Here is a 24963-nt window from a genome sequence, read left to right as displayed (position 1 = left end):
TAGAAAACACACCATATGCATGAGAGAAAAGTTGGCGTATTATTGATTGTTTTGATAAACAGATAAATATCTGTTTTCCGACAACTCTATTCGGAATATGTAAATAATGGATCGCTTTCAAGCCATGCAAGTCTTCACCCGCGTCGTCGAAGCCAACAGCTTTACGCTGGCTGCCGATACGCTCGGGCTCCCGCGCTCAACCATTACAACCACAATTCAAGCACTTGAGCGCCAGCTGCGATCCAAGCTGCTGAACCGCACAACCCGGCGCCTGAGCCTGACACCCGACGGTGCAGCCTATTACGAACGCTGCGTGCATATCCTCGCCGACGTAGAGGATGCCGAGGCCTCACTGCACGACACCACACGAGGCCCACACGGCCGCTTGCGCATCGATACGCTTCCCTCGATTGGTCGGCAGATCCTGATCCCTGCACTATGCGACTTCCACACGCGCTACCCCGACATCGAACTGGCCATCGGCATGAGCGACCGCCCTGTCGACATGGTGCAAGAAGCCGTGGACTGTGTGGTTCGCGTGGGAGAGCTGAAGGGCTCCACTCTGGTCGGCAAGCGCATCGGCACCCTGGAGGTCGTTACCTGCGCAGCACCCTCGTATATCGAGCGGCGCGGTGAACCAAAGACGCTCGAGGATCTGGATCAGCACCAGGCCGTCCATTATTTCTCCAGCGCAACAGGCAAGACGATCGAGGAGTGGAACTTTTTGGTTGAAGAGAAAGCCGTTGACGTGAGCATCAGCAGCATCATCTCGGTCAACGACTCGGATGCCTACCTGGCGTGCGGGCTGCAGGGCATCGGCATGATCCAGTTGCCGCGCTACATGGTCACCCCCCATCTGCAGACCGGTGCGTTGCGCGAGATACTGGCGCCATGGGCGCCTGCACCCATGCCAATCTCCGTGGCGTACCTGTACAACCGGCACCTGTCACCCAAAGTGCGCGTCTTTGTCGACTGGGTCACCGAGCTATTTCAGCACTGCCCAAGAATGAGAGACTGCACCGGCGGCAAAGGTTTCAGCCCCGAATGCACCTTTGCTTCACACACAAAGGGTAGTGCCAGCATCCGGGATTTTCTGGTACACGGCAACGTCGAGGAAACGACTTTCTAGCGTGCACCGGAGGGGCGCGCCGCCACATCACCCGTGCGGTACAAGCGCGCACCAACCAGAGCGGCCGCCGCCAGACACATTAGCCCTCCTCCGTACCAATAGCTTGCAGCAGTCAACCCCAAGGTATTGACCAAAATACCCGCAATGATGACCGGCAGACTGAACGACAGATAGCTCAGGATATAGAACGCCGCCATCAGGCCGGCCCGCTCGTGCGGCTGTGCCACAGGCAGCAAGGTTCGTAGGGCACCCAGAAACCCCATCCCGAAACCGGTGCCTGCCAATACGGTGCCTATAAGCAGCAACCCTGCGGAACCCGCATGGATGCTGCTCAGCGTGATCCCGATGCCCAACAGCAACATGACTGCGCTAAACCGAACCATGCGCTGCGGCTGCCAAGCGCGCAGCACCAGCGTGGTGATTGCGGCACTCGCAGTCAAGGCGAACACCATCACGCCCCCCACGACTGGAGCATCCATGCCCGAGATTTGCCGGGTTAGCGTCGGCCCCAGCGATAAATAGAAACCACCTAGCGCCCAAGCGGCAATATCGATGGGAGCGACCAGCCACAGCACGCGCCAGGCATGTGTCGGAACTGTGATGGTGGGACGCATCGCGGCCAATAATCCGGGGCGCCTGCCGGCGGTCTCTGGCAGAAAACAGGCTATCAGGGCCAGGACGATCAAGATGGCAGCCAGCACGATGAAAGTCAGCTGCAGCGGCGCTGGGGCATACTGGACAAGTACGCTGGCCCCCAAGGCTCCGAATGCGAGTCCAACCATGGGGGCAACGCTATTGACCAACGGGCTGCGTTGCCGGTCGAGATCGACCAGCCCGGCCGCCAGCGCACTGGTAGCTGCCCCTGTGGCCAGACCCTGCAGCAGCCGAGCCGCGATCAGGGCCGGAACATCTGCCGCAGTCAAAAATATCCACATGGATACCGCATCCAGCAGCAATGCCCCAATGATGACCGGTCGACGGCCAATGTGATCCGATACAGAGCCGAGCACCAACAAGGCCAACAGTACGGATGCGGCATAGACGCCAAACACGACCGTCAAAGTGATGGCTGAGAAGCCCCAGTGTTCACGGTAGATACCATACAGCGGTGTGGGCGCACTGGAGGCTGCCATGAGCGTGAGCAGGATCAGCCCCTGCAGCCACAAGGCCCACACTTTGTTCATTGCTTGTAAACGGGTCTGGATGCCTGACCTGGTAAAGGTGGAGCAGCGTGTTTCCATCATACTTTCCAGTTAATGCAAAATATTTGCGTTAACAGATTGTGCACTTGCATTGTCCTTAAAGCAAATAATTTGTGTTAACGTGAAGCCATGGCTATACGAGAAGGCTCCCGCCCCGGTGGTCGCAGCGCACGCGTCCAGGAATCGGTTCATCAGGCTGTCCGTGATCTGCTTGCAGAACATAGCAGCCCCAACTTTACTGTTCCGATGATTGCCGCCAGGGCCGGTGTCACCGCATCAACGATCTACCGCCGATGGGGAGACTTGTCCCAACTGCTTGCAGACGTTGCGGTCGAGCGTCTGCGGCCAGACGGCGAGCCCCTGGACACAGGTCATGTAGAAACCGACCTCCGTGCATGGGCCGAGCAATTCTTCGAAGAAATGACATCCGCTCCTGGCCAGGCCATGGTGCGCGATGTAATGGCCTGTGCGGCTCAAGGCGGCTGGCAGAGCCAGTGCTCCAGCTATACCCAAACCCAGATACAAATCATCTTGGATCGTGCCACCCAACGTGGTGAGCGCGCACCCGATCTGGAACTCATCATGGATCGCTTTGTGGCACCCGTCATGTACCGCATCCTGTTCCAAAGCAAGCCCCTGACCCTGGAAGGCGCACGCACACTGATTGACTCGTGCCTAGTGGAGCGTAAGGCTACATAACAACAATGACCCCCAACACCAACCCCGATAACGCCAGTACAGCGATTGCGCGTGTGCTGGCTGGCAGCCTGCAGGTGCTGGCGTTTCCCAGCGCCAGCCACGTCTATAACCCACTGATCTACATGTGGTCAGCACACCGCAAGTACTTGCAGCGATACGGCAGCCGCGAAGGCCGGATCTTGCTGGTCGGCATGAATCCCGGCCCTTGGGGCATGGCTCAAACCGGTGTCCCCTTTGGCGAGGTTGCCATGGCCCGCGACTGGCTAAAGATCGAAACCCCCTTGGGCGGCCCGCTGCCCAACCAACACGACAAGTATCCGATCACCGGCTTTGCGTGCCACCGAAGCGAAGGCAGCGGGGATCGCTTCTGGGGATGGGCACAACGACGCTTTGGCAGTGCCGACAGATGCTTCCAGGAGATTTTCATCTGGAACTACTGCCCCTTGCTGTTTTTGCGTAATAACCGCAACCTGGTGCCGGAACAATTACACAAGGCCGAGCGCGAGCCCCTATTTGGCATCTGCGATGCAGCCCTGAATGCCGTGATTCACGCAATCAGGCCACGTGCGGTGGTGGGCATCGGACGCTTTGCCCACGGCCGCGCGCAGATCATCACAGGTAACAGCGTACCCACCGTGTACCTGCTGCACCCCAGCCCGGCCAACCCCGCAGCCAATCAGGGCTGGGCCGACATCGCCGACCAAACCCTGGCGCCCTGGCTGTAATAACGCGGTAATTTATCAACGCAGCAGCAGCGATTGCACCTGCTCCGACAGCGTGATTCGCCAGTTGTCAGCAGTCCGGTTTTCTAGTTGCCTTTTTGTTAGAATCCTAACGTTTTGTAACTTACAAATTGGACATTATGAAAAGCGTGACTAAAACCGTACTGATGGCAACGGGCTGCCTGCTGCTTCTTTCCGGTTGCGAAACAACCAACTCCATTCCGTACAAAGCCTCCACCACCAACGTCATCTCCATCCAGCAAAACCTGAAATCCACGGGAAAGACGGTAAACGTCGGCTCGATCGCCCTGGCTCCCGGTGTGGACGAAAGCCTGATGTGCCGCATGAACGGCCCAGTGAAAGTTGCGCCTGGAAAATCACTTTCCCAGTACATCAAAGAAGCATTCCAGGAAGAACTGTTCTTGGCCCAGGTTTATGAGGCCAACGCACCAGCAACAATCAATGGCCGCCTGGATGCCGTAAGCTTCAGCTCTGTCTCACCGGCCAGCTGGAACATCACCATGCAGGTGAGTTCAAACCACTCCGCCGGCTACGCGGTATCCATCAAATACCCCTTTGCAACCAGTTGGACAGCGTATTCCGCTTGCAAGAACGTGGCAGACGCATTTGGGCCTGCAGTGCAAGAACTGCTCAAGCAAGTTGTCACGAATCCGCAGTTCCCCCAGCTCGCAGGTTCGTAAGCACAAATATCCAGGGCAGGCTCAAGCTTGCCTTGGATATCATCCCCACAAGTCGGCAAATCCATCGATTGCCCTTCGCTCTCTACGCGGTAGAGGCTATGCCCCGGAGTATGGCCAGGCGCCGTGATTTCAAGATCACCGAGTCGATAACGATAGAGGCCAGTTTGATGCGGTGAGGTAGCGACATGAACAGCCCGTGCCCGCATGTTTCCCCAAAAATAACCCTACTGGCATATATAACAAAATAAGAATTGATTGTGTAAACTGTATCAATCGTAAGTAAATATATTTCTTGGGGAAACACATGCACGGCAAATTTTGGGCGCGCGTAGGGACGCTGTGTCTCAGTGTGTTGCTGCTGACCGGGTGTGCGGGCACACGCACGGTTAATCAAGAAGCCGCAGCCAACTATCTGGCGCAGTCCGACTACAGGGCTTACGCGCAGCAATACCTTAATCCGGTTACGGGAGACCCTAGCTACGACCCAGAAAGCTTGTTGGACGCCCTGGAAGCTGGCAAGGCCTTCAATGATGCCGGCATGTGGGCACTCAGCCGCAATGCCTTTGATGCCGCCGCCACCCAACTCAACTGGAAAGAAGACACCGTCGACACGCCAGCCGAAGTCGCCAATCTGTTGGGCACAACGCTCACCAGCGATGCTTTTGGTGCGTATCAGGGCAAGATCCACCAAGGAATCCTGATTGACTACTATCAGGCCATCAATCACCTGATGCTAGGCAATGAAGCCAATGCACGGGTAGACCTCAACCGTTTGCAAGTGCGCCAGGGGAACGCCAGAACCCAGCTAAGGGCTTACATCAAAACGGTCAACAAATCTGTCAAGGATGGTCTCACTGACGATAAAAGTGCCGGGGCACGCGAAAGCTTAGGCGAAATCGGCCCAAAAATTGCCGATGGCATCAAAGATTTGCCTAGTGGCCTGGGCCAGTCAAAAATCCGCCTCGCTGCCGGAGATGTCATCAGTGCGGTATTCCGCGCCACATCCTCGGCGCAGTCCGACAAGCGTCAAACCCTCTCACGCGATATGTTGAAAAGTGCCAATGCAGCCAGTGCGACAAGAGGCGGTAACGCCGTCATCGCCTACCTGAGGCGCGAACTCAAGCGCAATAAAGGAATATTAGCCAATAAAGTCATCCTCGTTTACGAAGATGGTACCGGCCCCAGCTTACAAGAGTTTCGCCTGGATCTGCCCTTGTTCATCGTGACCGACAAGGTGACTTACACCGGTATTGCCCTACCACAATTTGTGCCAGGCCACCCAGCCTTCGGTAAGTTGAAGGTTGGAGCGGGTAAAACACAGCAAGAAACCGCCACCTTAACCGACATCAACGAATTGGCTGCTCTGGAATTCGATGCAGGCTACAAGGGAGTGGTAGCCAAGGCCGTCATTTCCACCACGATCAAAACAGCTGCACAAGCGGTTGTTAATCACCAGATCGACCAGCAAAAAATGGATCCTTTGATCGGCTCTCTACTGAAGCTGGGGACTGGAGCCGCTCAGTATGCCCTGACCAAGGCAGACACCCGGGCCTGGGCCAACCTGCCCAACACAATCCAGATGGTGGTGGTCGACCGGCCCGCTTCGGGCAAGCTGCAATTAAGCGACCCGCTAAACCAGCTCATCACCGATATTCCCATCGAAAAAGACGTCAATACCTTAGTGCTGATCAAGGCATCTGGCACCTTAGGGAAGCCGGCCGTATATGTACAACAGTTACCGGCACAGAACGTAGTGCCCCCGCTTGAGGTTGCCCCCCCTGTCCCTACCCTCCAAAAGGCCTGATATGAAAAAAACCAATCTTTGGATAGGGATTTGCTTGTCTCTGGGTTTGACAACAGGTACCAGTGCACAGACCACTACGCCACGAGTGGTGGTCTGCGACACCACCGTGGCTCCTGAAGCGATGTTGCAAGTGCAGGATGAAGCAAGCAGTAAAGGGGCTGTGGTGCAGAACGTCACGCTGGTCACTCTTGCCAGCGGGATGAAGGCCGTGCAATTTTCCGTACGCAATACCCGTACCCCTAACCCCTTTAACACCATACTCAAGGTTCATTACACCATTCACTGGTCCGACGACTGTGGCCGTCTGATCACCACGGGCGCACAGGTCTCGGATGGCTTGATGCTGGACGCCAACCGCCAGGAAATTGTCCAGTCTGTTGCTATGGATCTTTACGCCACCCACGCCATGTTGCGCATCACAGTAGAAAACTAAGCTTCAGGAAAGATCATGAAAAAGCTCCCCCTTGTTGCCGCAATGGTCCTGGCCCTAGCCGGTTGCCAAACCATACCGGTTGTATCCAGTAACCCGAATGCCGAATTCAGCCGTACAGGCAAGCCGGGCATGGTGTCTTTTGGGCTGCAAAGCACGGATTTTGAATATGCAGCCAAAAAAGCCGTACAGGAATTCCTGGAGTCTCCTTATGCCCAAAAGCCAGGTGGCGGCCGTTGGGTGGTGCAAATGGGTGAAGTCATCAACGACACTACATTCCGCATCGACACTGCCAGCATGACATCTCGCATGAAGCGCAACATGACCAAAACACGGCAGTTTATCTTTACTGGGGCTACAGGCACCGAACGCACTCGCTTTGTGCAAGATTCACGCCAGCTCAGCAAATCCAAGATGTTCAAAAAATCTACTGTCGCGCGTAATGGCACCGTGATTGCGCCCGATCTGGAAATGCTGGGTACGATTCGCCAGCGAACCCTGGTGGATGGCAGCGGCAAGCAGCAACAACTGGAATACGAATTCGACTTCCGTGTAGTGGAACGCGATACAGGCCTGGAAATTTTCCAGTCGTTTATCCCCATCGAAAAGCTGGGATCCAACCAAAATTTTGCGTGGTAAGAGAGCCATATGTTTAAGTTAAGCCCGATCATGGCCGCCTTTTGTTTAGTGGCCGCCCAAACCAGTGTTGCCCAAAATACGGCACAACCGGCGGCGGTACAGCCTCCAGCCACCAGTCTGGCGCAAGCGGGCGACGTCTCTACCCCAGTCGCGCAGGCTCCTGAGGCGTTGCTGGAAAAAGCCACGCCAGCTGATGCCATGCCCAACGTACCGACACAAAGCCACAACGATTGGGTCGCCCAATTTGAACAAGAGTTTGGCCAATCCACGGGCAGAGCCATGAATGGCCGGGTGTTTTATTCGGGTAGAGCCACCATTTCTGCCGATAGCGCCGCTGACCCACACTATGGCACCCAGTTAGCGCTAGCCTACGAACGCGCAATGTTCGACTTGCAAGCGGATTACATCCTGCAAAACTACGGCCGTTTAAAGTCTGCAGCGGTACGCACAATCTTTGACAACCAATCCAGCGACAAAGACGCGATGGATCCAGTTGAGCTGAACCAGGCCCTGGAGGCCGGCGGCAGTAAATTGGAAGCCTTGCTCGACAAAGCCCTGATGCTGGCGGATAAAAAACTGGACAACGCTTTGGTAGAAGAAGGTGTCCCTGCCGATGATGTCCAGAAGATGTCAGTCGAGCAGAAAAAGAATCTGTACAAAGACAATTTCAATAAAAAAATCATCAAGTCAGCCTACCAAAACATGCAAGGGTTGGTGCCCGTTAAAACCCGGATCGCTCCGGCCGAAGCCAATGGCAAAAAAACCATGGAAGTCGGTGTGATTGCAGTGCAATCAGAAAAAACCCGCCAGTTTGCCAAAGACATTGCTCGCAAACGGCCCACGCTGGTCAAAGGCAGCCCCAAATTATTAAGTGATGTTTTGCCAGCAAGCCAAGCGGGCTATCTAAACGAAATCGGCCTGCGCTACGTGTACGACGAATCCGGCCAACCCATGCTGCTAGCCTATGGCCGCACTTCAGTTCCCATGGATCCCAACTGGAGTGCATCGCGTGCCATGCGTGCCCAACAAAATGCCCAGAGCATCGCCCAGGCCATGGCTGAAGCCAATATCGTCGAGTTCATGAACACAAATATTCAGGTATCCACTTCAGTGGAGATCGGCGATATCAACGAAGAGTGGGCCAAGCAAATCACCGACATTACCAATGGCAAGCCGGGTGATGTGCAACAGTTAAAAGAAAATATCAGCGAAACCACACAAGCCTTCTTTAAATCCGGCAAAGCGTCTGCTGCTGGAGACTTGCGTGGCACCAGCGTATTAAAGCGTTGGGAGCAGAAGGACGATAACGGCGTGGTGCATGTCGGCACCGTCGTGGGTTGGACATATAGCCAGCTAAATAACGCCAATGCCATCGATGCTCAAAATCGCGGGCAAGCCAATGGATCCCAGGCGGGTGCCGCCAATGGGGGCGCCACCGACCAAGCCCGTCAATCTAAAACTGTTAACAGCAAAGACGATTTCTAACCACGCTTTTGCCAACACATATCATGCCAGCGCGGGATGGTGTCGTCCCAGCGGGGCACAGGCCCTCCGCTCTGGCCATGGGCCGTCGTATAGTCTTTACTGGATACCGTGATGAAAGCACTAATCTCCGCCTGGTTTTTGGCGTTTACCGTTAGCCTGATGGCGGGAGCACCCGCCGTCGCCCAGGTAACCGAAGCCACCATGACCGCTGATGGCCAAGGCCTCAGCCGGGACGAAGCCATCCAATCCGCTCTGGTCAATGCAGCCAGTCAAGCTTTTGGCGTACGCTTGGCCGCCCAGTCTGTGGTGCAAAACACTTCGGTGGACACCTCGGTAGATTCCGAGGATCACTCCGTCTTGGTCAGCGCACTGAACAAAAATATCCAGCGAGTGTTAAATACCCCACAAAATTCTCCGATCCTGGGCTACGACGTCAACAATGTCTTTCAGTCGGGTAGCAGTTGGGAGGCCACCATCACCCTGCGCTATGCCAAATTCGAGCGCCTGGGAGCCGATACCAGCCGCCGCAGTGTGGTGGTCGTCAGCAACAATAAAAAATATCGCTCGGCGATCATCCAAGCCGTGGGTGAATCGCTAGTAGAGTCGCGCCGCTTTGATGTGCTTAATCGCGAAAACGATCAGTTATTCCAGGAAGAAAAGGAATTCATCCTCGGCGACGCGACAGCAGATGCCGAAATGGCCCGCCTGTCACAGGCTAGCGGAGCAGATTACCTGATCGTGACCAGCCTGCCCAGCTTGAGCGTGAGTAACAATCAGCGCGAAACCATCGCCATGACGGGTGAAGTGCTGGTTAAAAGCGCGGCCAGCGGCACTCTGCAGTTACAGGTCATTGAATTCGCATCACGCAAGATCAAATGGTCCGGCTTGCAGAAATTTGGGGGTACTTACGCAGGGGCCACCAGCGTGGGTGCTTCTACCCTGGCCAAACTCATCAGCGGAGCTTCCGATAAGCTGATCGATCGCATGGTCTCTGCTATTTACCCCATCCAGGTGGTCAAAGTGGTGAACAGTCAAACTGCCATCATTAACAGGGGCGAGGGCGGTGTGGCCACGGGCGAGACCTATGCCGTCTTCGAGGCGGGCGAAGTACTCATCGACCCCCAGAGTGGTGAATCCCTGGGCTCGATGGAAACCGAAGTAGGCCTGGGCAAGATTACCCAGGTCAAGCCGAAATTTGCGTTTCTAAAAATGGCCACTGGTACGTTATCCGAAGGCACCACATATATTGTGCGCAAAACGGATAAAAAAGCGCCCATGGCGACAGGCAAAGCCAATACCCGGAAAAAAGCCGCGGCCAACCAGCCCAAGCAGCCGGATCGGGGAAACGTATTTTTAAGTAATTGATTGGGATATGTGTCAGGCCAACACACTAAACAGGATGTACCCAAGTAGCGCCCGTGGTGCGTGATCAGAAAATCCTGACCAAGCGGTTGCCTTGCGCCAGCGAACGGCTCAGTGTAATGCGCACGCGACTTCTTCTTGTGGTAATGAGGTCGACAAAAAATCCATTACACCACCTTGGGGTTCACATAACGAACGACATCCTCACCAAAACAGATGACAGGTCTGTGACTCGAATAACCCCTATCGGCAGGCAGGCACCGGCGGAAAAATCAGAAAAGCGCTAAATCCACCGACGTACCTTGTCTTTGTACGCCAGAAACGCTGCTCCAAATTTCTCATGCAGCAAGCGCTCTTCGGGGACGATCTGAAATCGTGTGATGTAGGCGACAAAAACCAACAGGCCCAGCACCGACAGCAGGTTACCCAGATACATCGCCCACCCAGCCAAAACAAGCAGTACCCCCAGGTACATGGGGTTGCGGCTGAAGCGGTAGATACCCGAGCTCACGAGCGCAGAGGCGTCGGTTGGCCGCTTTGGATCGATGGTGGTGCGGGCCCGTTTGAACGTGGCAACGCCTGCCAGCGCGATGACCAGACCTAAAAAGGCCAACACGATTGCCATCAGGGTATCTGACAACCATGCGGCAGCCAGGGAAGGAAATATCTGCGCCAACAACCACATGATCAGCCCGACAAGCAGCATCACCAAAGGCGGTGGAATCAGGAGTTCAAGTCGTTTCATGGTGGGCTCCAGCCAGGGTTATTCGACTAGCGAAAGTGCGTCAGGGTCAAGAATCTCGATCTTGCGCTGCCCGGTCTGGGCAATCCATCCGGTTTCTTCAAACTCTCCAAGCCTGCGGCTGACGGTTTCGGGAGTGGTGCCCAGAAACGATGCCAGGTGCCGGCGGCTCATGGGCAGTGTGATCGTACAGGAGCCCTCTTGCTGGGAAAGATGACCAAGATACTGTGCCAGACGGGCATTGATGGATGCCGTGGCGATGGATGCCGTTTGCTTCTCGCTGGCACCCAGGCGCCGCGAGAGCTCGGCCAGCACATGCAAGCTGATATCAGGGTATTTCAGCAAAAGCTCCCGCACATCGGCGCGATAAATCGTACAGATTTTTGATGCCTGCATGGTTTCGGCATAGGAGTCATGCGAAGTGGCTGAAAAAAGAGCCAGTTCGCCGGCAAAATCACCCGGATTGAGAATCCGCACCAGTTGCTCTTTGCCGCCATCAGAAAGCCGGTACACCTTGACCTTGCCCTGATGGACGATAAAGAGCTTGTCGGACGAATCGCCTGCGCGATGCACAAACTGCCCGCGATCATAGGTGTTCATCGAGGCTTTATCGGCAATGATCGCCAGGGCTTCGGCTGGCAGATGATTAAAGATAGGTACTCGCGAAACACATAGCGCCGGTATGTGCCCGGCCTGATTCTCATCAGACCGAGCCTGGGGTTTGGGGTTCATGCGGAATCTCCCGTGAATTGAGGCGCCAGCGACACGCCAGCGGCATGTGGGCCCACCTTTTTACCAGGCCGGTAGCGAATCAACCTGACCGCATTGAATGTGACCAGCAACACGCTAAGCTCGTGCACCAGCATACCCGAGGCCAAAAATATCTGGCCCGACAACACCCCCGCCAGCAACAGCACCACCGTGCTGACGGCCAACACCGTATTTTGCTGCATATTGCGCACTGTAGCCTTGGCAAGTGAATAGGCATGGGCAAACTGATCCAATCGATCAGACATCAGGACGATATCGGCAGTTTCCATGGAAATATCCGTCCCCCCGACACCCATCGCCAAGCCCACATCCGCAGCAGCCAGCGCCGGGGCATCATTGATGCCGTCGCCCACCATCGCCACCCGATACCCCTGTTGCTTCAGCTGATTGACCCAGCGCAGCTTGTCCTGCGGCAGCAGCTCGGCATGCACGGCATCCAGGCCCAGCGTATCACCCACTTGCTGCGCCGTGTGACGGTTATCGCCCGTGAGCATGATGGCTTGCTTTACGCCAGCGCGGCGCAACTGCTGAATGGCCCCCTTGGCTTCGGGCTTGATCTGGTCGGCAATCGAGATCACACCCGCCAATTTTTGATCCATGGCAACCAGTACGGCAGTATTGCCGACCTTCTCTCGTGCGGTGGCATAGGTATCGGCCTCATCGTCGACGAACACCCCGTAGTCGGCCATCAATTTGCGGTTGCCGATCGCCAGGCGCTGCCCAGCCACGGTGGCCACCAGGCCACCGCCCTTGATGATCCGGACATCCTGCGGCGCTTCACCCACCGAGAGTTGACGTTTTTTTGCTTCGGCAACAATGGTTTGCCCCAAGTGATGCTCGGACAGTTGCTCGGCCTCGGCCACGCGCTGCAGCAAGGTGTTTTCCGTCAGCCCCCAGCTGCGGATCTCTGTCACCTCGGGCTTGCCTTTGGTCAGGGTGCCTGTCTTGTCGAAAATCACCAGGTCAATCCTGGAGAGTTTCTCCATGATTTCGCCGCCCTTGACCAGCACGCCGTTGCGCGCTCCGTTGCCAATCCCCGCCACCATGGAAACCGGTGCAGATATCACCAGCGCCCCCGGACAGGCAATCACCAAAAAGGTGAGGGCGAGCTCGATATTGCGCGATACCGCATACACGAGAATCGATAGAACCACAATGGAGGGCGTGTAGATCTGCGCAAAGCGATCCAGAAATTTTTGTGTTTTGGTTTTGGTTTCCTGGGCGTTCTCCACCAGCTCGATAATCTTGGCAAAGGTCGTGTCATCGCCCACCCGGTCGGCAGTCACCTCAACAAAACCGCTATCAATCAGGGTGCCACTGAACACGCGGTCGCCCACCTTCTTGCTGGCCGGCACGGATTCTCCGGTAATCGCGGCTTCGATAATAAGTGCCTGGCCTGACACAATCGCGCCGTCCACAGCCACCTTCTCGCCTGGGCGAACCAGCACCCGATCACCCTTGACGACCTCCTCGACAGGCAACCTGACGTGGCCTTCGGGGCGGACCACGGTGGCTTCGGTGGGCGTCTGATCAATCAGGCTGCGTAATGACGCCCGGGTTTTCTCCAACGTACGAGACTCCAGATAAGCCCCAAAAATAAAGAGAAACGTCACGACGGCAGATTCGACGTACTCACCGATAATCAAAGCACCAATCACCGCAATCGTCACCAGCAGCTCGATGCTGAACGCTTTCATGCGCAAGGCCTTGAATGCCTTGATGGCGATGAAGGTGCCGGCAAACATAGACGACGCCACCAAAACACCGTTTTTCCAGGGCGTCAGTTGGACAAGATGAAAACCAAAGGCAATCAGTAACAGCAGGCTGGTGAATGCTGCGATATGAGAATTTTTGAACTGTTTCATGGTGGGCTCCAATGCGGTCAGAGTGAGTGGCCAAAATCCTGACCACCCTTGGCGGCCATTTTGTGGCCAGCTACGACTCTTTTTTGGACAGCACCGGATAACCTAGCCGCTCGATTGTCTCCTGCAACGCATGGGCGTTGGTGCTACCAGGATCAAATTCGGCCCGGACACGCCCGGAATTAAACATCACTTGCACGTCCTGCACGCCATTGATCCTGGCAACTGCGCTTTCAATTTTCTTGACACAGGATGGGCAGGTGAAGGGCTCCATCGTAAAAATGACTTTGCTCATCTATTTCTCCTTGACGTTTAACGGATGATTTCATCGTAGGAGAAAAAAGCATTTAAGACCTTGACGGCCGACAATTTTTAAAAACATCCAATAACAACAATAATGCGGTTTATTCTCATTTAAACTTCTGTTCTACCAAAAACAATTGATTGAAAAATGTAAAAATAAATAATCCTTTTTAAAGTTGATGATCGTCATTTTTTATATTGGCCCATGCATTTAACATGAACTCCGTCGACCCAACACATTGTCTCGAAAACCAGCAATGCAAAATATGTTTAATTTTCGGAGCTCATCATGAAACCACCTATCCGCATTATCGCCGCCATCGTTTTGGCACTTCCACTTGGCTTCACCACTGGCGCGGCACTGGCCGCAGACACCGGGCACAGTCACGGCCCTGAAGTTCACGGTACTCTCGAAATGAACCACGGCCAGCAATGGGAAACCGATGCCCCCTTGCGCCAGGGCATGGGAAATCTGCACAAAATTGTCTCCAATGGCCTGGATGGCGCACACGCCAATACGCTGCAACCGGATGACTACAAGAATATGTCTGGTGAAATCAACCAGCAATTTGCATATATTGTCGAAAACTGCAAACTAGAGCCGCAGGCCGATGCGCAACTGCACGTTTTACTGGCTGGCATGATGCAGGGAGCCGAGGTGATGGAGGGCAAGGTTTCAGGATCTCAGCCCGAGCAAGGTCTGGTGAAAATGGCTCAATCGCTAAATGAATATGGAAAATACTTTAACCACCCAAATTGGCAGAATTTTGATGTTTCTCATTAATCCCTTTAACTTGAAACTTAAATAAGGCCAAAAGGCATGTACCCGTGCGCAGTACGGGTACATGCGTTACACATGACAATCATAGCCTATTTCTAAAGAAATAAAACAATGCTATTATTTCTGTAGAAATGGAGAGAACTCATGATCACCGCCACCCAAAATCTCGCAGCCCAGCCGGATCCGGCCACGGTGCTTACCAAGGCTGTGGCTCGTGCAGCGACACGGCTTGAGGTCTCTCACCGCCTGCTTGCCAAGGTGCTCGGCGTTAGCGCCCCCACCATCACACGCCTCTACAACGGCACATACAAGCTGGACGATCGCCGCAAGGAATGGGAGCTCGCCCTATTGTTCGTACGCGTATTCCGGTCACTCAATTCCATCGTGGGCGACGAAGACACCGCACGCAAATGGCTTAACAGCAATAACGACGGGCTTAATGGTCGCCCAATCGATCTCATCCACCAAACAGAAGGGCTGGTTCGTGTCGTTCACTACCTGGACGCCTCCCGCGGTCTCGCCTGAGGCATTTGCCTGGCGCGGCTGGGCCTGGCGCATAGTCGAATCGCAACACATCGCGGCCACCATGAAACTGGTCGACAATCGCGACGAGCAAGATCTGCTCGAGTCCCTGCTCGAATCAAGCAAACCCGCACAACCCAAAGAAACCGCAGGGCTGCACTACTTGCTGGCCACTCCCTTTAGGTATACGCCAAAAAGGTCAGGCTCCAGGTTCCGTGCTGCCACTGACCCGGGTGTTTTTTACGGTGCACAATCTGTGCAAACTGCAGGGGCCGAACTGGGCTACTGGCGCTGGAAATTTCTGCAGGATGCGACCGATCTCGAACGCCTTGACCCCGTAGCACATACTGCTTTCCGGGTAGACATAGACACCCAGGCAGTTGATCTGCAACGCCCGCCATTCGATAAGGACGCCGCCATCTGGCAGCACCCCACAGATTACGGGCCTACACAGCAGTTTGCCCGTGTGGCCCGTCAGGCTCAGATTGGTGGCATTCTGTACCGATCCGTACGATGTCCACAACCTTCATGGTGTCTGGCCTTACTGACGCCCGAGGGCTTCGCAACCCATCGTCCGCACCCCCAGCAACAAACATGGTACTTGGCAGTGTCACCAGACAAAGTCACCCTACGGGGGGCAACCAAGTCGATGCAATTTTCTGCTACTGACTGGTAAAGCAGCCCACAGAAGGAAATATCCGCGCCAACAGCCACATGATCAGCCCGACAAGCAGCATCACCAGCGGCGGCGGAATCAGGAGTTCGAGTCGTTTCATGGTGGGTTCCACCCAAGGTTATTCAACCAGCGAAAGTGCATCAATCACTGCCGGGTGGATCCCTTAATTCAAGGTAAAGCCAGCCATAAAACGAGTTTCAAAATCAGCGAGCGGCAACGGCCGGCTAAACCGGTAGCCCTGATACACCTTGCACCCCAGGGCTTCCAGCGCCATCTGCTGCTCCTGAGTTTCAACCCCCTCGGCAATCACCAGCAGGCCCAGGCCGTTGGCCAAGGCAACAATAGCCTGCGCGATGTTGATATCACTGGTGTCGCTGCCAATATCCCGCACAAAACTCTGATCAATTTTCAGTTGTTGCAAGGGCAGGCGCTTAAGGTATTGCAGCGACGAATAGCCCGTGCCAAAGTCGTCCAAGGAAAACTGGATGCCCTGCGATTGCAAGGTATCCATCACGGCCACTACGTTTTCGGTATCTTTTACCAGCAGGCTTTCAGTCAACTCTAGTTTGAGCCTCTCAGGTGCAACGCCATATTCCTGCAATAAGGCAATGACCTGATCTGCAAAACCGGGCTTCAGGAACTGCGAGGCACTGACATTGACCGCAAGCGTGAGGTCGGAAAACGGCGAGTGTGCGCCCCACTGGCTGAGTTGCCGGCAAGCGCCTCGCAACACCCAAAGGCCCAAGGATTCAATTAGGCCGGTTTCCTCAGCCAGCGGGATAAACAACCCCGGAGGCAAGAGGCCGTGCTCGGGATGCTGCCACCGCACCAGCACTTCAGCGCCAATAATCTGATAACCCCGTGAATGCAAGGCCACTTGTGGCTGAAAATGCAAAGTCAGTTCGTCACGCGTAATACCGGCACGCAGGGCATGCTCAAGCTGCACGCGCTCCGCAATTTGCGCCTCCAATGCCGCATCAAAAAAATGCTGTTGTCCACGACCAGCCCGCTTGGCCTGATACATGGCCAGCTCGGCCTGTTTAAACAACACATCCGTATCCGGCGCACTACCCGAAAACAGCACCATGCCCTGGCTGGCGGTGCCTTGATACTGGGTACCGTCGATGCTGTAAGGAGCATCCAGCGATTGCTGGATGCGCACTGCCAGGGATTCCAGCCGCGAGGCCACCAAAGTCTGCTGCTCTTCCGGCACAGAAATCAAAACCGCAAATTCATCACCACCCAGGCGCGCCACAATGGCACCATCAGGCACACACGCGGAGATACGCTGGCCAATTTGCTTTAATAATGCATCTCCTTGCGGATGGCCCTGCGTGTCATTCATGGATTTGAAGTCATCCCAATCCAGCAATATCAAACCGCCCCAATGATGCTGGCGGCCCGCTTGCTCCTGGGCCTGACGCAGACGATCGTACAGCAAGGCACGATTGGGCAGGCCCGTAAGCACATCATAAAACGCCAGCTGGCGAATCTTCTGCTGGGCTTGATGCCGGGTGCTTAGATCGGTGTAGCAGGCCACCATCTGCACCACCTCTCCGGAATCGGTGGTAACAGCGGTGATGTTCATCCATTTTGGAAATACCTCGCCACTTTTGCGCCGATCCCAAACCTCACCCTCCCAATGACCACTAGCCTTGATGGTTGCCACCATCTGATCGTAAAACGCCTGATCGTGATGGTCGGACCTGAACATGCGCGGCGTTTGCCCCAGCATCTCCTCGATGCCATAGCCCATCAAATCGCAAAACGCCCTGTTGGCCTGCTGGATGTGTGCCCGGGCATCGGTAACCAGCACGGGTTGGGTTTGCTCGAATATTGTCTCAGCCAGGCGCAACCGATCTTGCGCCTGTTTTATTTCTGCCTGCGCCTCTCTCAAGCGTTTGCCGGCGCTGAAAGAAAAATCAAACATAAGATTCCGATCCAAGAAGAAAACACTCGCCACGGATACCTGCTGCCATCGCTGCTCCCAAAACAGAGCATGCCTTTACCTAATACCACCACCCGACAGTTTGTCCCGACGCGTCGGCAGGCACCACCACACATAAAGCCACACCAACCCGCTGCCTGCTTTACCCCTTTGGGGTTTGCGCCAAGGCCCAGGCCACGTGTTCGCGCACCATGGCACTTTCGTGATCCGTACGGCCTCGCAGCGCCGCCCGGATTTTCGGGGCCTGCTCAGGGCCAGCCTCTCGCAGAGCGTTGCCCAACGCCACTGCCACATTACGCAGCCATCGCTCGTGGTTGATGCGCCGGATAGGCCCACCTTCGGTACGCTTCAGAAACGTCTCTTCGTCCCAGGCAAACAAATCCACCAGTTGCTGGCCCACCAATGGCGAGCGCTCATCAAAATCGGGCACCTCGGTGGTTTGCGCGTATTTGTTCCAGGGGCAAATGGTCTGGCAGTCGTCGCAGCCAAAGATGTGATTGCCCATCAGCGGGCGCAGGTCTTCGGGGATAGGGCCGTGGTTTTCGATGGTGAGATACGAAATGCAGCGGCGCGCATCCACAACCCCTGGGGCGATGATCGCCCCGGTGGGACAGACATCGATGCAGGCCGTGCAGGTGCCGCAATGGTCGGTAACCGGCTCGGTGGGTTGAAGTGCAAAATCCACAAAGATTTCGCCCAGGAAGAACATCGATCCGCCCTCGCGCGACAGCACCATCGAATGCTTGCCCCGCCAGCCCTGGCCACTGCGACTGGCCAGTTCCTTTTCAAGGACAGGCGCCGAATCCGAAAACACGCGATAGCCAAATGGGCCCACCAGGGCTTCGATACGATCACACAGTTTGCGCAGCCGTCCGCGCACCACCTTGTGATAATCCCGCCCACGGGCGTACAGCGACACCACGCCCTCAGTGGGCTGGTCCAGCCGGGCGCGTTCGAGGGCTTGCCAATCGGGAGAGGTGCTGCGCGGCAGATAGGGCATGCGCGCCGTGATGACGCTGACTGTGCCGGGCACGAGCTCGGCGGGGCGCGCACGCATAAGGCCGTGTTTTTCCATGTAGTGCAGGTTGCCGTGGTAGCCTTGGGCCAACCACTGCAGCAAGCGTGGCTCGGCTGAAGACAGATCCACCCCTGAGACACCAATCCGGGAAAAACCCAGCTCTTGTGCCCAGGCCTGTATTTGCTGCATCCATTGACGACGGTCATCCATCACCGGATTATAGTGGCCGCCCTGCCAATGCTAAGATTTCGACCCACCCTCTTTTTCTGGTCACTCCCGTGAACGCGCGTCAACTGATCGGTCTTGTGCTGCTTACCCTGATGTGGGGCCTTAACTGGCCAGTGATGAAGCTGGGGCTGCGCGAATGGAGCCCCCTATGGTTTCGCGCCATTACCATGGGTGGCGGCGCAGTGGTGCTACTGCTGTACTACTGGCGCCAAGGCCTGCCGCTCTTGCCTCGGGGCGCTGCTCAGTGGCGCAGCGTCATCGTGCTGGGGCTGCCCAATGTGCTGGGCTGGCATGGCCTGTCAATCATCGGTGTGGACCATCTGCCTGCGGGGCGTGCAGCGATCCTGGGCTTTACGATGCCGGTTTTTACCGTGCTGCTGGCCGTGCTGTTTTACGGCGAGCGCTTTACCGCCCGGCTGGCGTTGGCAGTCACAGCCGTCTTGATTGCCATTGCGCTTTTGCTCTGGCACGAGGTTCATGCCCTGGCGGGCAGCCCGGTGGGGATCGTCTGGATGCAGGGTGCCGCGTTTTGCTGGGCATTGGGTACCGTGTGGATGCAAAGAGCCCGCCTGACCCTGGCCCCTGAAACCCTGGTGATCTGGATGCTGGGCTTGTCATCGATTGCCCTGCTGCTGTTAGCATGGACAATAGAACCTGCACCACAGTGGCATTTCAGCTCTACCACCGCCGGTGTGTTGCTGTGGTCGATATTGCTTAATTACGGCGCTGCTCAAGTGATCTGGTTTGCCATGGCCCGCGCTTTGCCGGCCTCTACCAGTGCCATGAGCATCACGGCCGTGCCGATTGTCGGCATCCTGGGCAGCATGCTGATCGGCGAATGGCCCAGCTGGCAAGATGGCTTGGCCATTGTCTGTGTGGTGATTGCCATCAGCGCGGTTCTGTTGCGACGCCCTTGACGGAGGCCTTCCATGTCAGATTCCGACACTCAGCGGCCAGACCCGCTGTCCATTATTCCAACAGACGCCCCTCCCGCCCAGTTGTTTGTGGTGCTGCATGGCGAGTCTGCCAACCCGGCCCAGGTTTTGCAACTGGTCGCGGCCTTGCGTCAGGCGTTTCCCTCATCGGCCATCATCCAGCCTTACGGGCCATTTGGGGCAGCCGAAAAGCGCCGCTGGATTGTCAGCAGCACACCAACCGCGCATCAATACGTCGAGCTGATTGCCCAGGCGGGCGCGGCCCTGGCCCAAGAGATCACGCACTGGCAGCAACAGCACGGCGTCAACGGCGAGCAAACTGCGGTGGTGGGCTTTTCGGAAGGGGCCGCCGTGGCACTGGAGGCTGTCTCTACCGTGCCCCGCCTGGCCGGACGGGCATTGTTGTTTTCAACCCGGTTTGCTTCCTTGCCAGAGGGCATCCCGCATACAGTGACGCTGCATCTGTTGCATGGCGGCGCCGATACTATTGCTCCGGCCAGCCAGGCCCATCAAGTGCATGCACGTTTGGCCGAGCTCGAGGGCGACGTCACCCTGGATATTGCTTCTAATGTAGGCCACGAGCTGCACGCCGCCCTGATCCACCAGGCAGTGGTACGCCTGCAAACCTGCATCCCGCTGCGCAGCTGGGAAGACGCCCAGGGCGCACCTGATTTGCGCATTGATGAATACAGCGCCAACGCCCCCGAGGATGTGGGCGAGCCGCCCCCCAAGACCTTGCATTAAGGACAAGCGCCCAAGCGGCTAGCCCAGGGCGGTGTCCAGAAACAGCATTACGGCAAATCCGGCCATCAAACCCACGGTTGCAACGGTCTCATGGCCGTTGCGGTGTGTCTCAGGGATGACTTCGTGCGACACCACAAAAATCATGGCGCCCGCGGCGATCCCCAGGCTGATGGGGTATGCAATGGGCAAACCGCTGGCGATGCCAACACCCACCAGCGCACCCAGGGGCTCCATCAGGCCCGAAGCCACGGCTACGGCCACCGCAAGCCCTGGACGCAAGCCGATGGCACGCAAGGCCAGTGCCACTGCCAGCCCCTCCGGGATATCCTGAATCGCAATGGCGGAGGTTAAAGGCAAACCCACCGAGAGATCGCCCTGTGCAAAACCTACGCCAATGGCCATGCCTTCGGGCAGATTGTGCAAAATAATGGCCAGCACAAACAGCCAGACGCCGCTGATGCGATCGGTGGCAGGGCCATGAGTACCAGTGGTTTCGTGACGATGCGGAGTGAAGTAATCCAGCCCCAGCATTAACAGCACACCCAAGCCCAGGCCCAACACCACAATGGCAGCAGCGCCACTGGCGCTGGCCAACAAATCCTGGGCTGCCGCCAGGCCGGGCAAAATCAGCGAAAAAGAAGCCGCCGCCAGCATCATCCCGGCAGCAAAGCCCAGCATGCCGTCCTGGGCACGATCGCCCACCCGATGCAGCGCCAGCGCCAACAAGGCACCCAGCGCAGTGGCCCCAAAGCCTGCCGTGCCCCCCGCCAGGGCATACATCAGGTAATCCCGATTGTGGCCCGCAAAGGATTGGATCCCGCTATCCAGCAGCAGCCACGCAATGGCCAGCAACGCCACCAACAGGCCTATTGCAGGCCCCTTGTGCAATGCAATCTGCTGGCGCCAGGATAGTAACCAAGCGCCCATCAGCAATTGCCTGCCTGGATTGCCAGCAACCACAGCGGGGCGATATCGGCACTCATGTCTTGTCTCGGAAAACATCAAACGTGCAGTTTAATACCCTGTTCTTATAGTGTCATACCAATCCGTGCATAGCACAGGCCGGGGAAGCTATGACACAATGCACCAGACCCCCCAGACTTTGGAGACAGCATGAAACGCGACACCATCGCCGTGCACGGCGGCTTTGCGGGCGACCCCGAAACCCATTCGGTGGCTGTGCCTATTTACCAAACCACCAGCTATTACTTTGACGACACGCAGCATGGTGCCGATCTGTTTGATCTCAAGGTACCCGGCAATATTTATACGCGCATCCAGAACCCCACCACCGACGTCCTCGAAAACCGGGTCGCCCAACTGGAAGGCGGCGCTGCAGGCCTGGCATTTGCCTCGGGTATGGCGGCCATTACGGCCTGCGTGCTTACTGTGGCCAAGGCCGGCGACAACATCATTGCCACCAGCCAGGTATATGGCGGCACCTACACCTTCTTGCGCCACACGCTTAAAGACCTTGGCATCGAGGCCCGCCTGGTGGATGGTCGCGACCCCGACGCCTTTGCCAAGGCAATCGACGACCGCACCCGCCTGGTGTACTGCGAATCAGTGGGCAATCCGGCAGGCAATGTGGTTGATATCGCAGCCCTGGCCAAGATCGCGCACGCCAAAGGCATCCCACTGGCGGTAGACAACACCGTACCTACCCCCGCCCTGTGCCGCCCTATCGAACACGGCGCCGACATTGTCATCCATGCGCTCACCAAATACCTGGGCGGCCATGGCACCAGCATCGGCGGCATCCTGATCGACGCCGGCACGTTTCCCTGGAAAAACAACCCACGGTTTGCGCAATTCAACCAGCCAGAGCCCGCCTACCACGGCGTGGTGTATGCCGATGATTTCGCCGCCGTACCGTTTGCCGGCCGGGCACGTACCGTGGCCTTGCGCAACACCGGCGGGGCGATTTCGCCATTTAATGCGTTCCTGATTTTGCAGGGTATCGAAACCCTGGGCTTGCGCATGGAGCGCCACTGCTCAAACGCCCTGGCGCTAGCCCAACATCTCAAGCAGCATCCCAAGGTGGGCTGGGTCAATTTTGCCGGCCTCAAAGACAACCCCGATTACGCGCTGGCGCAAAAGTACATCGATGGCGGGATTCCATCGTCGTTGTTCAGTTTTGGCGTCAAGGGCGGGATCGAGGCCTGCACCCGGTTCATGGACAAGCTGCAGCTGATCAAGCGTCTGGTAAATATCGGCGACGCCAAGACCCTGGCATGCCACCCTGCCACCACCACACACCGCCAACTGAACGAAGAAGAGCTCAAAACAGCCGGCGTCAGCACCGACCTCGTTCGTCTGTGCGTGGGCATCGAACACATTGACGACCTGATCGCCGATGTCAACCAGGCACTGGATGCCGCATAACCGGTAAACTGCAGGTTTATGGCTGCCCGCACATCAACGGGCAGCCATCCATGCCCTGGGACACGCCCGCATGAACCGCAACCTGCTGCTCCTCGCTTTCTGTCAGGGGCTGTTTTTAATCAATAACGTCACTTTCATTGCCATCAACGGCTTGGTGGGGCTGGCGCTTGCGCCCTTCCCCTGGATGGCAACCTTGCCCATCATGGCGTACGTGGTGGGTGGGGCCATGGCCGCCCCCCTGGTTGCCCGCACGCAAAGCCGGTTTGGCCGTCGGGGCTCATTTCAGATTGGTCTGGTGGTGGCGTTGGGCTCTGCCCTGCTGGCAGCAGTGGCTGCGCAAAACGACTCATTCTGGTTGTTGATCCTGGCCACTGTGGTGGCCGGTTATTACAACGCCAACGGCCAGCTGTACCGCTTTGCCGCCACCGAGCTCACCCACCCGGCCTGGCACGAAAAGGCCGTCTCGCTGGTACTGGCCGGTGGCCTGCTGGGCGGCATCGTCGGGCCCAATCTGGCCAACTGGACACGCGCGGCGCTGTCCGTACCCTTTGTGGGGGCCTACCTGGCCCTGTCCGTGGTGGCACTGCTGTCGATGGGCGTGATGGCCCTGATCAAGTTTCCACCCGAACCCGCCCACACGCGGCAGATGGCCAAAGGCCGCCCCATGGGCCAGATCATGCGCCAACCCGTATTTTTTGTGGCTACCCTGGCTGCAGCCATCAGCTACGGGGTCATGAACCTCCTGATGGCCGCCACGCCGCTTGTGATGGATGTCCACCAGTTTCAGTTTGGGCATATTGCCATGGTGCTCGAGTGGCACGTCATCGGCATGTACGCCCCAGGGTTTTTCACCGGACACTTGATCCGCCGCTTTGGGGTGCTTGAAGTCATGGGCGCCGGCGTTCTGGTCATGGTTGCCTGCGTGGCCGTGGCGCTCTCGGGCACCACCATGGCGCACTTCATGGTCGCCCTGATTTTGCTGGGCGTGGGCTGGAACTTCCTATTTACCGGCAGCACCACGCTGGCCATCCGCGGCTATCGCCCCGAAGAAAAAGACCGCGCCCAGGGAGCCCTCAACTTCTGGGTATTCATCACCATGGCCGTGACCTCGTTTACCTCGGGTGCCGTGGCCACCACCAGTGGCTGGGCCTGGCTGAACATCGGCGCCCTGCCCTGCCTGCTGCTGGTGGCTCTGGCCCTGGTCTGGCTCTGGCTGCACGACCGCCGTCAGCTAGCGCCGCAAACCTGATGCGTGGCTGTCGCGGATCTCGTCCGTGCGCAGCCAGCCGGTGAGGCTCCAGCGAGTGGCCAAGGCGGGCAATACCTGGTGCGGCATCACACCACTGACAAACACCGCCAGCCGGCCAGCCAAGGGGGCAAACCGGGCAATCTCGGTGTCTGGGTCGTAGGGGTTGTACAGGCACAGCTCGCCGCCGTTGGCGGCATCCCAGCCAGGATTCAGATACAGCACGATAGACACCTTGCGGTGATCACTACCGCGATGCTGGTCGATATGCTTTTGATAGCCCGCACCACTGTCATAACGCGCAAAGTGAAACTCCTGGCTGCGCAGGCCCATCTCAAATTGCTGATTCAGCACTGTGCGAAACTGGGCCATCCAGGCAAAAAACGGATGCCCCGCCAGCACCGACCCCGGGGGTACCCAGCAGATGGCATCGCCCCGAATCCGCGGCTGGCGCGCGTCGTGCTGGCTGCGGCCGATTTCGCCGCCCGAGAACTCGCCCGCCTGCCATAACTGCTGTCCTGAAGACAGTAGCGTCTCTTGCCAATCCGTGGCAATGGCGTTATCAACCACCGCCCAGCCCTGCTGGTTCAGCAGGCGGATGATGTCATCATAATCATGCATGGGAAAAC

The 24963-nt window shown here is 56.9% G+C and carries 25 protein-coding genes; 16 read left to right on the top strand and 9 right to left on the bottom strand.

Annotated elements, in window-relative coordinates:
- Positions 1-106 precede the first annotated feature (106 nt).
- Positions 107-1129 (top strand): LysR family transcriptional regulator, encoded by a 1023-nt coding sequence (locus WA928_RS11865; protein ID WP_424303794.1) that lies wholly within the window; start codon positions 107-109, stop codon positions 1127-1129.
- Here the strand turns inward: WA928_RS11865 and WA928_RS11860 are convergent.
- Positions 1126-2313, bottom strand: a complete 1188-nt coding sequence (locus WA928_RS11860) for an MFS transporter (protein ID WP_424303791.1) — start codon at positions 2311-2313, stop codon at positions 1126-1128. The genes WA928_RS11865 and WA928_RS11860 overlap by 4 nt on opposite strands.
- Positions 2314-2460: 147 nt before the next feature.
- On the opposite strand from WA928_RS11860, the gene WA928_RS11855 reads away from it, so the two are divergent.
- The 8 genes from WA928_RS11855 (at position 2461) to WA928_RS11820 (ending at position 10176) form a co-directional block, all read left to right on the top strand.
- The gene (locus WA928_RS11855; RefSeq protein ID WP_424303788.1) at positions 2461-3030 is read left to right on the top strand and encodes a TetR/AcrR family transcriptional regulator; all 570 of its coding nucleotides are present in this window, start codon (positions 2461-2463) and stop codon (positions 3028-3030) included.
- A gap of 5 nt (positions 3031-3035) precedes the next feature.
- Entirely contained in the window at positions 3036-3755 is a 720-nt protein-coding gene (locus WA928_RS11850) for a uracil-DNA glycosylase family protein (protein ID WP_424303785.1), read from the top strand.
- A 137-nt stretch (positions 3756-3892) separates the two neighbouring features.
- On the top strand, positions 3893-4453 hold the full coding sequence (locus tag WA928_RS11845) for a hypothetical protein (RefSeq protein WP_424304037.1): 561 nt from the start codon (positions 3893-3895) through the stop codon (positions 4451-4453).
- A gap of 304 nt (positions 4454-4757) precedes the next feature.
- Positions 4758-6257 (top strand): hypothetical protein, encoded by a 1500-nt coding sequence (locus WA928_RS11840; RefSeq protein ID WP_424303782.1) that lies wholly within the window; start codon positions 4758-4760, stop codon positions 6255-6257.
- A 34-nt stretch (positions 6258-6291) separates the two neighbouring features.
- Positions 6292-6690: a hypothetical protein gene (locus tag WA928_RS11835; RefSeq protein ID WP_424303780.1), complete on the top strand. Its 399-nt coding sequence runs from the start codon at positions 6292-6294 to the stop codon at positions 6688-6690.
- A 15-nt stretch (positions 6691-6705) separates the two neighbouring features.
- Positions 6706-7326: a penicillin-binding protein activator LpoB gene (locus tag WA928_RS11830; protein WP_424303777.1), complete on the top strand. Its 621-nt coding sequence runs from the start codon at positions 6706-6708 to the stop codon at positions 7324-7326.
- Positions 7327-7335: 9 nt separating this feature from the next.
- Positions 7336-8811 carry a DUF6844 domain-containing protein gene (locus tag WA928_RS11825; RefSeq protein WP_424303774.1) on the top strand — a complete coding sequence of 492 codons (1476 nt, stop codon included), beginning with the start codon at positions 7336-7338 and terminating at the stop codon, positions 8809-8811.
- A gap of 111 nt (positions 8812-8922) precedes the next feature.
- Positions 8923-10176, top strand: coding sequence for a hypothetical protein (locus WA928_RS11820; protein ID WP_424303771.1), 1254 nt, complete (start codon positions 8923-8925; stop codon positions 10174-10176).
- Between the two features lie 280 nt (positions 10177-10456).
- On the opposite strand, the gene WA928_RS11815 is transcribed toward WA928_RS11820, so the two are convergent.
- The 4 genes from WA928_RS11815 to WA928_RS11800 all read right to left on the bottom strand — a co-directional run bounded on the left by WA928_RS11815 (position 10457) and on the right by WA928_RS11800 (position 13843).
- On the bottom strand, positions 10457-10918 hold the full coding sequence (locus tag WA928_RS11815; RefSeq protein ID WP_424303768.1) for a methyltransferase family protein: 462 nt from the start codon (positions 10916-10918) through the stop codon (positions 10457-10459).
- 18 nt (positions 10919-10936) lie between these two features.
- Positions 10937-11647, bottom strand: a complete 711-nt coding sequence (locus tag WA928_RS11810; RefSeq protein WP_424303765.1) for a Crp/Fnr family transcriptional regulator — start codon at positions 11645-11647, stop codon at positions 10937-10939.
- Entirely contained in the window at positions 11644-13551 is a 1908-nt protein-coding gene (locus WA928_RS11805) for a heavy metal translocating P-type ATPase (RefSeq protein WP_424303762.1), read from the bottom strand. Before WA928_RS11805 ends, WA928_RS11810 begins: the two co-directional genes overlap by 4 nt.
- A 70-nt stretch (positions 13552-13621) precedes the next feature.
- Positions 13622-13843: a heavy-metal-associated domain-containing protein gene (locus tag WA928_RS11800; RefSeq protein WP_424303759.1), complete on the bottom strand. Its 222-nt coding sequence runs from the start codon at positions 13841-13843 to the stop codon at positions 13622-13624.
- Between the two features lie 297 nt (positions 13844-14140).
- Here WA928_RS11800 and WA928_RS11795 point away from each other — a divergent pair, with 297 nt between their 5' ends.
- From WA928_RS11795 to WA928_RS11785, 3 genes are all read left to right on the top strand, one after another.
- Positions 14141-14635 carry a hypothetical protein gene (locus WA928_RS11795; protein WP_424303756.1) on the top strand — a complete coding sequence of 165 codons (495 nt, stop codon included), beginning with the start codon at positions 14141-14143 and terminating at the stop codon, positions 14633-14635.
- 141 nt (positions 14636-14776) lie between these two features.
- Entirely contained in the window at positions 14777-15157 is a 381-nt protein-coding gene (locus tag WA928_RS11790; RefSeq protein WP_424303753.1) for an antitoxin Xre/MbcA/ParS toxin-binding domain-containing protein, read from the top strand.
- The gene (locus tag WA928_RS11785) at positions 15117-15830 is read left to right on the top strand and encodes an RES family NAD+ phosphorylase (protein ID WP_424303750.1); all 714 of its coding nucleotides are present in this window, start codon (positions 15117-15119) and stop codon (positions 15828-15830) included. The genes WA928_RS11790 and WA928_RS11785 overlap by 41 nt, the downstream gene beginning before the upstream one ends.
- A 163-nt stretch (positions 15831-15993) precedes the next feature.
- Here the strand turns inward: WA928_RS11785 and WA928_RS11780 are convergent, their stop codons facing one another.
- Together WA928_RS11780 and queG are read right to left on the bottom strand one after the other, a co-directional pair.
- A complete protein-coding gene (locus WA928_RS11780) occupies positions 15994-17760 on the bottom strand; it encodes a putative bifunctional diguanylate cyclase/phosphodiesterase (protein WP_424303747.1) in 1767 nt (588 codons plus the stop codon).
- A 160-nt stretch (positions 17761-17920) separates the two neighbouring features.
- Positions 17921-19006 (bottom strand): tRNA epoxyqueuosine(34) reductase QueG, encoded by a 1086-nt coding sequence (gene queG / locus WA928_RS11775; RefSeq protein ID WP_424303744.1) that lies wholly within the window; start codon positions 19004-19006, stop codon positions 17921-17923.
- A gap of 68 nt (positions 19007-19074) precedes the next feature.
- Between queG and WA928_RS11770 the strand changes: the two genes are divergently transcribed.
- Entirely contained in the window at positions 19075-19941 is an 867-nt protein-coding gene (locus WA928_RS11770) for a DMT family transporter (protein WP_424303741.1), read from the top strand.
- Positions 19942-19953: 12 nt separating this feature from the next.
- Positions 19954-20703 (top strand): esterase, encoded by a 750-nt coding sequence (gene ypfH / locus WA928_RS11765; protein WP_424303738.1) that lies wholly within the window; start codon positions 19954-19956, stop codon positions 20701-20703.
- A gap of 18 nt (positions 20704-20721) precedes the next feature.
- Here ypfH and WA928_RS11760 read toward each other — a convergent pair whose 3' ends face one another.
- Positions 20722-21630, bottom strand: a complete 909-nt coding sequence (locus tag WA928_RS11760; RefSeq protein WP_417276292.1) for a ZIP family metal transporter — start codon at positions 21628-21630, stop codon at positions 20722-20724.
- A 186-nt stretch (positions 21631-21816) separates the two neighbouring features.
- Here WA928_RS11760 and WA928_RS11755 point away from each other — a divergent pair, with 186 nt between their 5' ends.
- Entirely contained in the window at positions 21817-23088 is a 1272-nt protein-coding gene (locus tag WA928_RS11755; protein ID WP_424303735.1) for an O-acetylhomoserine aminocarboxypropyltransferase/cysteine synthase family protein, read from the top strand.
- Positions 23089-23158: 70 nt separating this feature from the next.
- Positions 23159-24337: an MFS transporter gene (locus WA928_RS11750; RefSeq protein ID WP_417276290.1), complete on the top strand. Its 1179-nt coding sequence runs from the start codon at positions 23159-23161 to the stop codon at positions 24335-24337.
- On the opposite strand, the gene WA928_RS11745 is transcribed toward WA928_RS11750, so the two are convergent.
- On the bottom strand, positions 24320-24955 hold the full coding sequence (locus WA928_RS11745; protein ID WP_417276289.1) for a 2OG-Fe(II) oxygenase: 636 nt from the start codon (positions 24953-24955) through the stop codon (positions 24320-24322). The two genes, WA928_RS11750 and WA928_RS11745, sit on opposite strands and share 18 nt — an antisense overlap.
- Positions 24956-24963: the final 8 nt, after the last annotated feature.

The sequence above is a fragment of the Castellaniella sp. genome (genome assembly GCF_049651205.1).
Taxonomy (GTDB): Bacteria; Pseudomonadota; Gammaproteobacteria; order Burkholderiales; family Burkholderiaceae_B; genus Castellaniella.
This window is presented reverse-complemented; position numbering and strand designations above follow the sequence as displayed.